The following is a 13,625-nucleotide window of genomic DNA, read 5'->3' as shown; positions in this document are numbered from 1 at the left end:
GACACGGCCGGTGGGTGTGCTTTCAAACCCCACCGGCCGTGCGTTGACGTTAGAGCGTTACGGGCGCTTCATCTCGAAGATGTAGCTCCCGCTTCCGCTGTACGAGTACACCTCCCACAAGTAGTACCCCGCGGTACCGCTGTACGCGATGTCCTCGGACGAGTCGGCACTCTCGCTCCGGGCCACGATCACCCACGAAGAGCCGTTCCACTTGTACAGGTACAGATCGAAGTCGGCTCCGGTCGTGGGGCCGCGGAGGCAGCCGCGGTGCGTGCCGGAGACGCTCGAGTAGTAGTAGGTCCCCTTTGGGTGGTAGTCGTAGTCACCGGTGCCTGACAGCGTTCCCGAGTACGACTCGGGAAGCGTGCACTCGTCCGTGGCTGGCGGCGCGGTCACGAGCGAGTACAGCAGCAGGTTGGGCGACCCGCTGCCGATGCCGCTCAGAACGCCCGACGTTGCTGCGTTGACGATGGCGTTGCGCACTGTCGACGGCGACGCCGACGTGTCGTTCTCGAGGTAGAGAGCCGCGACGCCTGCTACGTGCGGTGCCGCCATAGAGGTCCCGCTGATCGTGTTCGTCGCGGTATCGCTCGTGTACCAGGCGGATGTGATGCTGGATCCGGGGGCGAACAGATCCAGGCACGAGCCGTAGTTCGAGAACGAAGAGCGCGAGTCGGACGACGTTGTGGACCCGACAGTGATCGCGGCGGTCACACGTGCGGGCGAATAGTTGCAGGCGTCGGCGTTGGAGTTCCCAGCCGCAACCGCGTAGCTCACGCCGTCGTTGATCGAGTTGTTCACAGCGGTGTCGAGCGAGCTATTCGCGCTGCCCCCCAGGCTCATGTTCGCGATCGCGGGTTGCCCCGCGGTGTGATTGCTGGTGACCCAGTCGACGCCCGCGATGACGCCGGAGTTGGTCCCGGATCCCGCGCAGTCGAGCACGCGCACCGCAACCAGGCGCACGCCCTTCGCGACGCCGTAGGTGGCGCCCCCGGCCGTGCCGGCGACGTGCGTTCCGTGACCGTTGCAGTCGTTCGCGGAGCCGCCGTCGATCGCGTCGTATCCCGACACCGCACGTCCGCCGAACTCCACATGGCTGAAGCGGATGCCGGTGTCGATGATGTACGCGGTCACCCCGGACCCGGTCGCGTTGTACGTGTAACTGTTGCTCAGCGGCAGGTTGCGCTGGTCGATCCGGTCGAGCCCCCACGTCGCCGGGGACTGCGTGTCGCTCGCTTCGACTACGCGATCGGTTTCGATATAGCTGACGTTCTGGTTGTTACGGAGTGCCTCTAGGGCGCGCTCGGGAAGCGTTGCCGCAAAGCCTGTCAGCGCGTGCCGATAGTCGTAGTGGATCGTCGCTCCGCGCGCACGCGCGTCATCGCGAGCGGATGCGACCGCCGCTGCAGACGTGCCCTTATCGAACACCACGATGTAGCGGTCCCGGAGGGCTCCGGGGTCATTTTCCCCGGTGACGGGCGCGGGCCCGTTGTGCGATGGCAGCCGATTCGGTCGCGACGGATCTGCACCGGCTGGATTCGCCCCGCTCAGCCCAACGAGCGCCGCAAGCGCGGTCGCAGTGAGAGTCCGCCACAGCGATGTGGGTCTCAGCACCTAGTCTCCTTTCTCCGCTCGCGGTTCGACGCTGGCCAGCCCGTGCCCTAGGTGTGAGGAGGCACCAGATGGTTCGCCCCCGCCGCCTGCCGTCGCCCCGCCTCCCATGAAGCTCGGAAATATAGATGCATGAGCAACGATGGAGCAAGAGAAATTTTCAGCAGTGGAACGTGACCCTGCCATCCTCGGGCGAGTACGCGTGATCGCAGGACTGTCGCGTTCGACGCAGCAGCCGCAACAACACCGCGCAGGTGCAAGATCCGGCGAAGACGTAGCGGTGGTCAGCTCGCGGCGGTGCTGCATTCGGTGAGGCCGTGCCGCCGCGCGATCTGGTCGGCCGTCTCCAGGTGTGACTGGGCGCCCGCGGCGGCCCGATCCACGGCGGCGTAGTCGGCGCGTTCGGCGGCCGCGGCGAGCTCGCGCAAGAAGACGATCGCGTGGTCTATCTCGCGCAACATGATGTCGATCTCGGTGGCATCGGGCGCGGGCGGTTTCAACCTTCGAAGCCGTTCCGTCAACGCCTCTGTGATCAAGATCGTTTTTCTCGCGTACGTGCCAATATCCTTTAGCGTGGTCGGCCGGATGACGCCTTGTTGCGCGGCAGTCGCCTGCGCGCACAAGGCCTCGGCCTGCGCCGCGAACGCTGTTCTCTCCCCTTGCGGCGGTGTTTCCACCGGCTCGGCGGCCGGGGGGGTGGGGGTCGCGCGAACCGCGACGGATGCAGGAGATCGCTCCTCGGCCGCTTCCGTCTGTGGTGTCGGCGCGGGCTGGACGGGGACGGGAGTGGCGGGCCGCTCTTCACGGTCGACCAGAAGCGGGGACAGCGCCGCGACGGCGAGTGCCACCACCGCCGCCGCGACGACGGCTCGCCGCCGGATGGAGCTCGGCTCGGACGCTCCAGGAGGATCTGGCGGGGGAGGGGGCGCGATCAGCTGTGGGTAATCGGGCGCGGGCGGAGGCGGGAGCGGCGGCGGCGGGCCGCTCGGCTGCTCGATCCACGAGCGACCAGAGGCGTTCCACCGCATCCACATGCCGTCTGCGCGCTGGTGGAACCACTGCCCTCGTCTCTGGATGACGCTGCTCACGGGCCGAATCTAGTCTCGAGAGCCCGCGAGGGGAGGATTACCGCACTTGACCCCGAAGGTATGTCTCGTCGGCATTTGTCCGCTTGGGGGGAGGCAGCATGCTTGATGCTCTGATCAGTCTGGTCACCGTGATCACGACCGCCGTGACTGCGACCGCTCCGGCCGTTACCGAGGCGCCTCTGACGCTACGTGAGTACACGGTGGCGCCCGAGACGCTGCAAGAGATCTCCGACGAGTGGATCGAGGACCTTCTGGCGACGCATCCGGAGAACACCTGGGCTCCCATCGAGTTCCGGCCCACGGACGACCAGCTCGCGCGTCTCTCGCTTCCTCCGACCGACGTCCTTCTCTCGCGGCGGTACCCGGAGCCGACGATGATCTCGCCCGACGGGACCGCCGAGGTAGTCGATCTGGCGCCGATCTCGCAGGAGACCGGGACGATGGGCCCCACCGTTGCCACGTACGCCGGCGCCGGGTGGACCGGGATCAGGCCGGGAGCGTGGGTCTTGCTGTTGAACGACGGTTACGTCTCGTGGTGCAGCCTCGCGCACGTTTACGGTTCGCCTGGGAGTTACCAGATCAGCACCGCGGGACACTGCGGCGGAACGGGTGACATAGCGACGGTGATCGCAGCCTTCGGCGACCGCAATGGGGTCCTCAACCCCGTCCTGCTCGACTTCGGGAAGTTCAAGACGTCGCACGATGGCGGCCTCGGCAACGACTGGGCACTCATCGACATCTTTCCGCAGTATCAGAAACTCGTGAGCCCGACGATGGCGTTTTGGGGCGGGCCGCGCGGCATGTACACGAAGGTCGGCCAGTTGGCAGGCATCTCGTTCCCGCGGCGCGGGCTCGTACCGAGCGTCTCGCTCACGCCCGATCCGACGCTTGCGCAGGGCGTCGTTCACTACGGTCATGGCCTCGGGGTTGGCGCCGGCGGTACGCCACGTGCCGGAACCGCGATCTACTGGGGCAACGACCACTACATGTTCGAGGGTCTCATCGCTCCGGGTGACTCTGGGTCGGGGGCGAACACGCTTACCGGTGACACGTTGGGCGCGAACATGGAGGCGGCCGGGATCATGACGCATCTCTGGATCGATCCACTGATGCGGAGCGGCATCGGGATCATGGGCGGCACCCGCGCGACGGAGGTGTCGGGGACGCTCGCGAACGGCCAGCTCGTTTCGTACCCGGTACCTGTCACAGGTCTCCCGTAACGACGGCCTGACAGCCGCGGGGAAGATCCTCGCAACGCGTCGAGCTCGAGGGGAGGCACCGACACTGGGTGCCTCCCCTCGCTCGCGACTGGTGACTCAAGTGCACATCGCACCGCCGGCTCGCGGTGTCGACGGAGCGAGTGGTCGAGGGAAAAAATCATCCTGATTTTCGTTTCGGCGGCAATCTCGCGCAAAGTTGTCGTACCCCCTCAGCATAATCACAGGTATGTCATTTCGGGTTGTCGACGAGGCGATCGAGCTGCTCGAGAAGGCGAACGCGAACCTGCAGCCCGAACTCGTGGGTGCATCGGATGCGAAGAGGCTGCTGGAGGCGTACGCGCACGCCGAGAAGCTGGCGGCGTTCGGCGTTGCCGCGCTCTCGCGCAAGGTCGCGGACGCCACGGAGCTGGCGCGCGTTACCGGGACCTCCGTCACGCGGGCGAAAGACACCGTTGCCACGGCGAAGGTTCTGGAGGGCGCGCCGGAGCTGGCGTCGGCCTTGCAACACGGAACCATCTCTCTGGATCAGGCCAGCGAGATCGCGAAGGCCGAAGAGTCCGCTCGGGAGCCGCCAAGGAGCTGGTGGCGGTCGCGCAAGACGAGGCCTTCCACGTGCTCAGAGAGAAAGCCCGGAAAGTGAAGCTCGAAGCCGAGCAACACCGTGGTCTCGCGGAGCGCCAGCGGGACGCACGCAGCGCTCGCAGCTATAGCGACGAGCTCGGGATGGTGCACGTCCACCTCGCGCTGGAGCCGCATGTCGGGACGCCCATCGTGGCGCGGGCGGAGGCGGAGGCTACGCGCCTGGCCCGGACCGCGAAGCAGGACGGCGAGGACGAGCCGTTCGAGGCGCATCTGGCCGATGCCTACGCCGCGCTCCTCTCTGGCTCCGGCACGGGCCGCGCTCGCCGCCCGGAGCTGGTCGTCCTCGTCAGCCACGAGGTTGCCAAGCGGGGCTGGAGCGACGTGCGAGAACGCGAGGTGTGCAAGATCCCGGGCATCGGTCCGGTCTCGCCGCAGGTGGCGAAGGACATCGCTCAGGATGCATTCCTGAGCGGGGTGTTCTACGACGGAAAGGACCTCCGTCGGTTCCGGCGCTGGTCGCGCTCGATCCCGGTCGAGGTCGGCATCGCGCTCGAGCTGGGGGAGCCGCCGGGGTTCGACGGCGTCGGGTGCGTCGACTGCGGCAATCGCTTCCGCACCGAATTCGACCACGTCGAGCCGCGGGTCGCGGGCGGCTCTACGTCGACGCGCAATCTCAAACCGCGCTGCTGGCGCTGCCATCAGGCAAAGACGGAGCGGGACCGCAAGGCAGGGAAGCTCAAGCCTCCGGAACCGTGACGGCCCGATCTACAGTTGGTTGGCTGGGGCGATGACGCGACCTGGGCTCAGAGGAGCATGGAACGCAGGAGTGACCAACCCGCACGATGGAGCCGGGCGACCATCTACCCCGATATGTGGGCCGACCCCGACGACGATCCCCGCAACAACGGTCCCAGTCCGGACGGCGAGCTTGCGACGCTGCAGGACTTCCTGACGAACTACCGCATGACCCTGCGAATGAAGTGCGAGGGCCTGGACGCGGAGCAACTGGCCCGTCGGTCGGTTCCCCCGTCGACGATGTCGCTTTTGGGCCTGCTTCGGCACCTCGCCGAGGCAGAGCGGGACTGGCGCAACTGGATCAGCGACGGTGATCCGCTGCCGAAGCTGTACGGCGAGCGTGACGCCGACTTCGACGGAGCTGTCGCCGACGAGGCCGAGGTCGACGCCGCGTACTCTGCTCTGCAGCGCGAGCAGGCTGCGACCGACGCCGCTCTGGCCGAGCACCCGGATCTGAGTGAGCGTCTGGGCAAGGACGGGATTGCAGTTCGGGAGCTGATGGTGCACAGGATTGAGGAGTATGCCCGTCACTGCGGACACGCCGACCTGTTGCGCGAGTGCATCGACGGAAGGGTCGGCCAGTGACGAGGCCGCAGCGGCGTTGGGTTCCTCTCTCAGTGCCCCCGGCAGGATGAAAAGACATCCTGCCGTTGGTGCATCCCGGCGAGGTCGCCATCGCGCTCGAGCTGGCGGAGCCGCCCGCGTTCGACGGGGTCAGGTGCGTCGACTGCGGCAATCGCTTCCGCACCGAGTTCGACCATGTGGAGCCGCGGGTGGCTGGGGGTCCGTCGACTACGAGCAATGGAAACCGCGCTGCTGGCGCTGTCATCAGGCAAAGACGGAGCGGGACCGGAAGGCCGGGAAGCTCAAGCCTCCGGAGCTGTGACGGCTCCACCGGTGTGTCTTTTTTAACTGTTCCGGAAAGGTGGTGCGGCTTTGAAGTTGACTTCAGTTGGTGGGTTGCGACGATGGGCGCAAGCTTGGACCCTGAGGGGGGAACATAGAGCGCATGAGGGACGAACCCGCCGGGCTTGAGGCACCGTGGTTCAACCCGCTCACGCCACTATTAGCCCGATTGATCGATCCGTCGCCCCTGCGCATCGACGGAGCCGCGACCCGATCGACCTCGACTGACTAAGCCCGTGGCTGCCAAGAACGTCACTTTGTTGATGACCGACGTCGAGGGATCGACAGAGCTGTGGGAACGGGATCCGGCCGGGATGCAAGAGGCGACCGACGCACACGAGCGGATCGTTGCGCACATAGTGGAGCGATTCGAGGGGTCACTTCCTCGAGATCAAGGCGAAGGAGATAGCGTCGTCCTCGCATTCGACGACCCGAACGATGCGGTTGCCGCGGCGCTCGAGTTCCAGAGATCGATCGCCGGCGCATCTTGGCCGCACGAGATCCGTCTCCGCGTCCGGATGGGATTGAACACAGGCCCGTGTGAGTTGCGAGGCGGGAATTATCAGGGCACGACCATCATCCGCTGCGCGCGCATAAGGGGTTTCGCTCACGGCGGCCAAGCGCTCCTGTCGGATGCTACGGCGCGGCTGGTGAAGGACTCACTTCCGTCCGGGGCGTGGCTCATCGATCTCGGGGAACACCGCATGAAGGGGCTGGCAGAGGCGGAACGCGTGTGGCAGCTGTGCCACCCTGAGCTCGAGCGCGACTTTCCACCGCTAAGGTCGCTGGGTCCGCTGGGAGCCCTCGCTCAGTCACCCGTACAACCTGCCGAGTTCGTCGGCCGAGCCGCCCAACTGGGTGAGGTTCTTAGGCGGCTGCGCGATTCACTCACGGGAGCAGGTCAAGTGCTGCTGCTCGTCGGCGACCCGGGGATGGGTAAGACGCGGCTATGTGAGGAGATCGCCGCGGAAGCTCGTGCCTCCGGCATGCAGGTTCTCTGGGGTCGCTGCCATGAGGGCTCCGGCGCGCCGGCCTTGTGGCCGTGGGTACAGGTGATCCGAGAGGCCGCCGGCTGCACCCCCGAAGCTGAGTTGAACGAGGCTCTCGGCCAAGGGAGTCGTTATCTCGCCCAGATCGTTCCCGAGCTCGGCGAGCGCACCGAGAGGCCGGGTGATGTGCCGGGCGATCCCGACGCCGCGCGGTTCCAACTGTTGACAGCGGCCGTGACGTTCTTTCGTCGTCTCGCGGCGTACCGTCCGCTCGTCTTCATCCTCGAAGATCTCCACTGGGCGGACAAAACGTCGCTCCTGCTACTCGAGTTCCTCTCGAGGGAGATAACGGATCTCCCGATACTCGTTATAGGGACCTATCGCGACGTCACGAAGGGGCCGGGGGCAGCCATCGCGCAGATGACCGGCGACGTTCTGCGCCGACCAAATGCGGTACGCGTGCCGCTCCCAGGCCTCGATCGGACCGACGTCGCGCGTCTCATCGAATCGATGACCGGTGTACCTCCCCGCGAGAGGCTCGTCGATGCCCTCCACTCCAAGAGTGAGGGCAACCCGTTGTTCGTCGGGGAGATCCTTCGTTTGTTGGCCTCCGAGGGCCGACTCGAGACCTTCTCGGAATCCCCGGACGCCGACATCTCGTTGCCTCCCGGAGTTCGAGACGTCATCTCGCGCCGGTTGAGCTTCCTTAGTGAGGACTGTCACACGACCCTTGCCGCGGCGTCCCTGCTCGGGCGTCGCTTCGAGGTTCGGCTGTTGAGGGCGCTCCTCGATCTGCCCACGACGTCCGTAGACGCCTCGCTTGAAGAAGCCGAGGGCCTGCGCGTGTTGGTGCCGGCAACCAACTACGGCAGTTACCTGTTCGCGCACGCGCTCATCCAGGAGACGCTCTATGAAGATCTACCGCTTGGAGTTCGACTCGCGATGCACGCGAGAGCTGGGCAGGTCATCGAGAAGATCTACGAACACAACCTGGGGCCTCATCTCACGCAGATCGCGCATCACTTCTCATGGGCGGGCGACTCTGAGGCGGGCAAGGCCGCTCACTACTCGGCCCTGGCGGCCCGTCAGGCTTTGCAGCGTTTCGCGTACGAGGAGGCCGTCCGGCTCTTTGCCGCGGCGATCGAGAAACTCGCCTACGTCGACCATGGTGGACCCGACGAAGCCGAGCTATTGCTCGATCTCGGCGACGCTCAGTGGAGAGCGGGCCACATCGAGCAATCCAAGCAGACGTTCGTCAGCGCGGCGGAACTCGCGACGTCGTCGGGAGCCACCGAAGCTCTGGCCCGGGCTGCGCTTGGTTACGGGGGACTCTGGATCGAGGTCGGCATCGTCGACACCCAACTCGTCGAGCTGCTCGAACGGGCGCTGTCCGGTGTCGGCGGGCGCCCCACTTCGCTCAGCATCCGTATCCAAGCTCGTCTCGCGATGGAGCTTTCTTACTCGGATCAGGCGGAACGTCGGAGATCGCTCACGCGTAGCGCGATCGAGTCGGCCCGAGCCCTCAAAGACCGCGAGAGCCTTGCGTATGCGCTGATGGCCGACCGTCACGCCGCCTGGGGACCCGAGTCGTTGGACGAACGCCTTGCCGGCATCGACGAAAGCATCCGGCTCGCCGAACAGACGAATGACTCCGAGATGTTGTTGCGGGGGAGAGTCCTCCGGCTGATCGATCTCTTCGAGATCGGAGATGTTCGAAAGATTGATCAGGAACAAGCATGGCTGGCTCGGGTCGCCGACGAGCTGAAGCTTCCCTTCTACGCCTACCTGAACGTCTTGCTGCGAGCGATGCGGGCGCTGATGGAGGGTCGGTTCGAGGAAGCGGACGATCTGAATCAAAAGGTTTTCAGCTTCGCTCAACAGATGGGGCGACGCTCGATCTTCCTTGCCGCGTCCGGCCAACTCCTCACGCTACGACGAGAGCAGGGAAGACTCACGGAGATGCGTGACCTCGTCGAAGGGGCAGTAGCCCAGTATCCGGAGTTGCCGGCGTGGCGATCCGGCCTGGCCGTGCTCTACATGGAGCTGGACCTTCGCGAGGAGGCGCGCGGAGAATTCGAATTCCTCGCGAGAGACAACTTTGGGACCCTTCCGCGCGATTCGAGCTGGCTCGTCTCCACCGCAGTATTGGCGGAGTTGTGCGTCTATCTCGAGGACGTCGAGCACGCGTCGACGCTCTTCGAACTTCTCATGCCGTATGCGGACCGGAACGTGCTCGTCGGCATCACCTCGCCCGTCGTGTGGCAAGGAAGTGTGGCCCATTACCTGGGCCTCCTTGCTACGACCCTGACACGGTGGGACGACGCGGAACGGTACTTCGACGCAGCAGCATCAATGTCGAAGACGATGCGCGCTCTGCCGTGGCTGATAAGAACCCAGCAGGCGCGCGCCCGGCTCTTGCTCGCGCGAGGTGGGCCGGATGCAAAGGACGCTTCCCTACGTGTGTTGAATGATGCTGACGAGCTTGCATCCAGGGCCGGATTGGAGCTGCTCGTCGAGCGAGGTAGAGCGCTGGTAACCACGGGCGAGAGATCGGAGGACAGATGAATGGCTCGGTTCTGAAACGGAGCTCTGTTCTCTACCGAGTCGCCGCGCTGAGCAACTTCGTCGTTACGATCCCGGCTTTCATCGCCTACGACACCTACGTCGGAGCCTTCACCGACCGGCCGCCGGACTATCCGTTCCTGGTCTGGATATGGAGCGGCATGGCCTTCTTGTGGGGAGTGATGTTCTGGGAGATCGCGTCAGACCCGCTGGGACGCTACGACATGATCAAGTATTCCTACATCGAGAAAGGCGTGACGTCCATCAGCGTGATCGTCGCGTACGCGATCGGAGACGTTCCGACTAGGTTCTTGCTCGGGATCGTCTTCACCGACATCCTCTGGATTCCTCTGTTTATGTATGCACAGTTCAGACTCGCTCGACTCCGGGCTGAGGGTTGAAGCGCGAACACTCATACGGGAGATGAGGGAAGGACATCGCGTGCGTAGACGTCCCACAGCTTTCCGAGAAACAGTCTTCCGAAGCTCGTCATGGCCGCGACCCGGTCGGACGTGGTCGGCCCCTCGACCCTGAACGTCGTCAGCTGTTGCAGGAAGTCGAGCATCATTATCTTGATGATCCCCGACGCAACTATCTCGGCCGAAGGCTCTTCGTTTGGACCCATGTGGCCACGCAAGATGCGTACATAAAGAGTGGATGTGTCGCTCCAGAGATCGACACCGGGATCGTCGCGTATGAGCTTGAATCCACTCAGCGTCAGAGGATGCCCGGCCCCGTCTTCGAAGAAGAGCCGATAGAGCATCCGTTTGACTCCCGCGTCGTCTTCGGCGACGAACAGGTTGAAAACGCCGCGGGATACAGGTAGACGCCCGCCGAGCGCCTGGCACTCTATCCATCCTTCGGCCTCGGCCTCATGCTGTGGGCTGACGACGAAACGATTCACACCTTCGATCGTGATCGTGAGCTCGAACATGAGGAAGGTGCGCTCTTGCCGGCCAAGGTCGTATCCCGGAACGTAGTCGGTCTCGCCGACGGAGATATAACCCTTCATCTCTTCCGTGAACCACAGCTTCGTCTGCGCCTCATGGACCTGTGTCGGATAGCTATCGCCACTCTGTTTCAGGGGGATCTGCCGGTCCCGACACCACTCCCTGGCCCTTTCGACGCCGAGGTTCACCGCCTCCGCGATCCGATCGCGGCTGAAGTTGATGAGGTAGTTCAGGGGCACCTCAGACTTGAGAACCTTTACGTCGATGTTGCGACCGAACTCCCCCGACTGTCCGCGAGCAACCGCCGCGTTGTTCTCGCCGATCCGAGCGAGGTTCTTCTTGAATTCCCCGGTGGCACTTGCTTCGATGATCTGGAAGTAATGCGCCACGAACCCGTCGTTCCACTCCCCGGCATCGCTCACGGTCCAGATGATCCACAGCTCATCGGCCCCTCGCCGGATCGCTTCGGGGATGTTGGCGTCTGTGTAAAAGACGGAATCGATATATGTCTTACCGTCTCGGTCTACAGGCGGGAACCACATAGGAAGCGACACACATGCAACGAGCAACTCCTCGTCCATGTCTTTCGCTTCGATGACCTCGAGCTCGTGGTCGGTGAAGTTGTAGACGTTGAAAGTCGCTTCTTTGTCCGTACCTCGGATCCGGGACCAGTCGTAGCCCCACTTGGTGAAGACGTTGGCTCGGAACTTGTCCATCTGGAAGAGGGATCTGGCATAGAAGAGCTTGAGATATTCGCTCCAGTTGAACTCGAGCCCCGCCTTCGGGTCGAAGCTTCTCCAAGCGTCCGCTATCTCCGTCCCGCTGAAGCCTTGACACCACATCGCGAGATTGAAAACACCTCCGCTCGCCCCATCCGCGTGGTCGAAGGAAAGTTGAGCCTCGTCGAGCCATACCTGGAGCACTCCGGCCTGGAAGGCCACCTTGAGACCCCCACCGGCAAGGATGAGCGAGCGCTTCTTTCCGTCGGACATCATTGATGCGTGACGGGCTCGACCATTCGGTCGGCGGATCGGTCGGCCAGAGCTGCGATTGTGAGCGACGGGTTAGCTCCGACTGGACCGGGCATGACGGAGCCGTCTGCGATGAAGAATCCCGGATAGCCGAACACCCGACCGTAAGGATCGACGACGCCTTCCCGCTCGTTCCGCCCCATCGGGCAACCACCCAGGGGATGGACCGTGATGACTCGTTTCAAATACCAGATGGGGTTGTCGTTGAGCTCGGCTTCCATCGCGTGAGCGATGTCCTTCATCGTGTCTCGCACTCGCTCGAAGTAATCCCTCGAGGTCTTGGTCGTCCAGTCGATCTCCAGGTAGCCGTCACGCAACCTCATGTTTCCGTCCGGGATGTCTCGACCCATCCCCAGGAGTGGCAGCGTCGTTGTCGAACGATCGCAGTCGCCCAACAGCAGGTTCCTGAACTCGGCGCTGAGGTCGCTCCTGGGATCGCTGGTGAGTCGACTCCACACGCGACGAGCTCCGAAACGGATAGCGCGTTTCGCCGCGCCGGGAACGTCGATCGTCTCCAGCATCCAGTTCGCGAACTCGGGGTAGCCGGCGTCCTCGATATAGAACCCGCGCCCCTCGCCTCCGTCGAGAGCGTCCGGTACTCGGACAGCGCAGGTGATCACCGGACCACGTCCCGGATCGAGGACGCGCTGTTGCTTGGCCCCATCTGTCGTGGTGCGGGCATCGTTCACGAAGGTCAGGAGGTCGCCGTTACCGCAGAACCTGGTGCCCAGCGCCTTACCGATGCGAGGGAACGCGCTCCGGTTGCGAAGCAACAGGTAGGGACTCCCTAGCGCCCCAGCCGACAGCACCAATCGATCGCACGTGATCCGGACCCGGGGAAGGGGACCGGTGTCGGACCTGTTTCCCTCCTCCTCACCGTTGTGCTCAACATAATCAACGGCGTATCTCCGTTCGATCGGCTCGAAACTCTTCACTTCGCAAAGCGTTCTCACGTCAGCCCCGAGCCGCTTCGCCTCGGTCAGGTAGTTGTAATCGAGGGTGTTCTTAGAACCGTAGTTGCAGCCGAGGTCGCACTCCCCACAAAGCCGGCACGTGTAGCGCGTGCGCCGGTGCAGGTTGGGGCGAGCCTCGACGATCGGCTCTCCCGGTACGGGCATGTGTCCGGGGTTGCCGAACGTGACGGCCAATTTGGGAAGCTGCCACTCCAGACCGAGCTTCGCGGCCGCTTCCTTCACCGCGACGGTTTTAGGCGTCGCGTCGTACGGGGGATGTTCGAGCGGATAGCGCTGGGCATCGAGCATCTTCTCGGCGCGGTCGTAGTGAGGCTCGAGGTCCGCGCGCGTCACGGGCCAGTGCTCGTACCAACCAGCGCGCGGATCTTCCTTTACGAACCAGCGCTCGTCCTTTCTGATCAGTACGTTTGCATAGATCAGCGAGCCCCCGCCAAGACCGCTCGAGACGAGCGCTTCCAGACCGCGGAACGACCAGAGGTTGAACATCCCGTGGAGTCCCTCGCTGGGATCCCAGAAGTTGTCGCGGACACGGCGCGGGCTGCGGGGAAAACTTCCGGGCGGATAGGGCTTTCCCCGTTCGATAAGGCAAACTGAGAGCCCTGCCTCTGCAAGCCGGTACGCGCTTACGGCCCCGCCGAAACCGGACCCGATGACGACCGCGTCGAAATGCTCAGGCGCCGTCTTTGCCTCCTCGACCGTGGGATCCCGCGTATCTTTCTCAGGCGACGATACCCCCGGCGCCTTGGGCGGGCCGGGACGGCCTGAGCCCTCACTTTGAGGGGCAACCGTCGTTCCGTGCGAGAGGTCCACGCCGACATCGTGCGTGCCCCCGGCAGGATTCGAACCTGCGCACCTCGCTCCGGAGGCCCAGTGAGTGAAGCAGCCTCTATCCCCGAGCTCCGCGCCACCAACGTTGG

10 protein-coding genes are annotated in these 13,625 nt (G+C 64.3%); 6 read left to right on the top strand and 4 right to left on the bottom strand.

Annotated features, from left to right (window positions below):
- Window positions 1-57: 57 nt before the first annotated feature.
- The gene (locus tag M3N53_02330; protein ID MDP9067170.1) at window positions 58-1,503 is read right to left on the bottom strand and encodes a S8 family peptidase; all 1,446 of its coding nucleotides are present in this window, start codon (window positions 1,501-1,503) and stop codon (window positions 58-60) included.
- Between the two features lie 392 nt (window positions 1,504-1,895).
- Window positions 1,896-2,699 carry a hypothetical protein gene (locus M3N53_02325; GenBank protein MDP9067169.1) on the bottom strand — a complete coding sequence of 268 codons (804 nt, stop codon included), beginning with the start codon at window positions 2,697-2,699 and terminating at the stop codon, window positions 1,896-1,898.
- Window positions 2,700-2,797: 98 nt separating this feature from the next.
- Here M3N53_02325 and M3N53_02320 point away from each other — a divergent pair, with 98 nt between their 5' ends.
- From M3N53_02320 to M3N53_02295, 6 genes are all read left to right on the top strand, one after another.
- On the top strand, window positions 2,798-3,919 hold the full coding sequence (locus M3N53_02320; protein MDP9067168.1) for a S1 family peptidase: 1,122 nt from the start codon (window positions 2,798-2,800) through the stop codon (window positions 3,917-3,919).
- 226 nt (window positions 3,920-4,145) lie between these two features.
- Complete coding sequence (locus M3N53_02315; GenBank protein MDP9067167.1) at window positions 4,146-4,559, top strand: hypothetical protein; 414 nt, start codon at window positions 4,146-4,148, stop codon at window positions 4,557-4,559.
- Window positions 4,502-5,257 (top strand): HNH endonuclease, encoded by a 756-nt coding sequence (locus tag M3N53_02310; protein MDP9067166.1) that lies wholly within the window; start codon window positions 4,502-4,504, stop codon window positions 5,255-5,257. The genes M3N53_02315 and M3N53_02310 overlap by 58 nt, the downstream gene beginning before the upstream one ends.
- Before the next feature lie 57 nt (window positions 5,258-5,314).
- On the top strand, window positions 5,315-5,881 hold the full coding sequence (locus tag M3N53_02305) for a DinB family protein (protein ID MDP9067165.1): 567 nt from the start codon (window positions 5,315-5,317) through the stop codon (window positions 5,879-5,881).
- A gap of 557 nt (window positions 5,882-6,438) precedes the next feature.
- A complete protein-coding gene (locus M3N53_02300; protein MDP9067164.1) occupies window positions 6,439-9,756 on the top strand; it encodes an AAA family ATPase in 3,318 nt (1,105 codons plus the stop codon).
- Complete coding sequence (locus M3N53_02295) at window positions 9,753-10,154, top strand: hypothetical protein (GenBank protein MDP9067163.1); 402 nt, start codon at window positions 9,753-9,755, stop codon at window positions 10,152-10,154. Before M3N53_02300 ends, M3N53_02295 begins: the two co-directional genes overlap by 4 nt.
- A gap of 11 nt (window positions 10,155-10,165) precedes the next feature.
- On the opposite strand, the gene M3N53_02290 is transcribed toward M3N53_02295, so the two are convergent.
- Window positions 10,166-11,695, bottom strand: a complete 1,530-nt coding sequence (locus M3N53_02290) for a patatin-like phospholipase family protein (GenBank protein MDP9067162.1) — start codon at window positions 11,693-11,695, stop codon at window positions 10,166-10,168.
- A complete protein-coding gene (locus M3N53_02285; GenBank protein MDP9067161.1) occupies window positions 11,695-13,359 on the bottom strand; it encodes a GMC family oxidoreductase in 1,665 nt (554 codons plus the stop codon). The genes M3N53_02290 and M3N53_02285 overlap by 1 nt, the downstream gene beginning before the upstream one ends.
- Window positions 13,360-13,625 lie beyond the last annotated feature (266 nt).

Source organism: Actinomycetota bacterium, from assembly GCA_030776625.1.
In the GTDB taxonomy this organism is placed as follows: Bacteria; Actinomycetota; CADDZG01; order CADDZG01; family WHSQ01; genus MB1-2.
The sequence above is the reverse complement of the archived record's forward strand: the minus strand, read 5'-3'. Positions and strand labels throughout refer to the sequence as shown.

Coding starts and splice junctions, on each gene's coding strand:
- M3N53_02305 (MDP9067165.1), top strand. CDS start 5,315: ATGGAACGCAGGAGTGACCAACCCGCACGATGGAGCCGGGCGACCATC.
- M3N53_02290 (MDP9067162.1), bottom strand. CDS start 11,695: ATGTCCGACGGAAAGAAGCGCTCGCTCATCCTTGCCGGTGGGGGTCTC.
- M3N53_02315 (MDP9067167.1), top strand. CDS start 4,146: ATGTCATTTCGGGTTGTCGACGAGGCGATCGAGCTGCTCGAGAAGGCG.
- M3N53_02320 (MDP9067168.1), top strand. CDS start 2,798: ATGCTTGATGCTCTGATCAGTCTGGTCACCGTGATCACGACCGCCGTG.
- M3N53_02295 (MDP9067163.1), top strand. CDS start 9,753: ATGAATGGCTCGGTTCTGAAACGGAGCTCTGTTCTCTACCGAGTCGCC.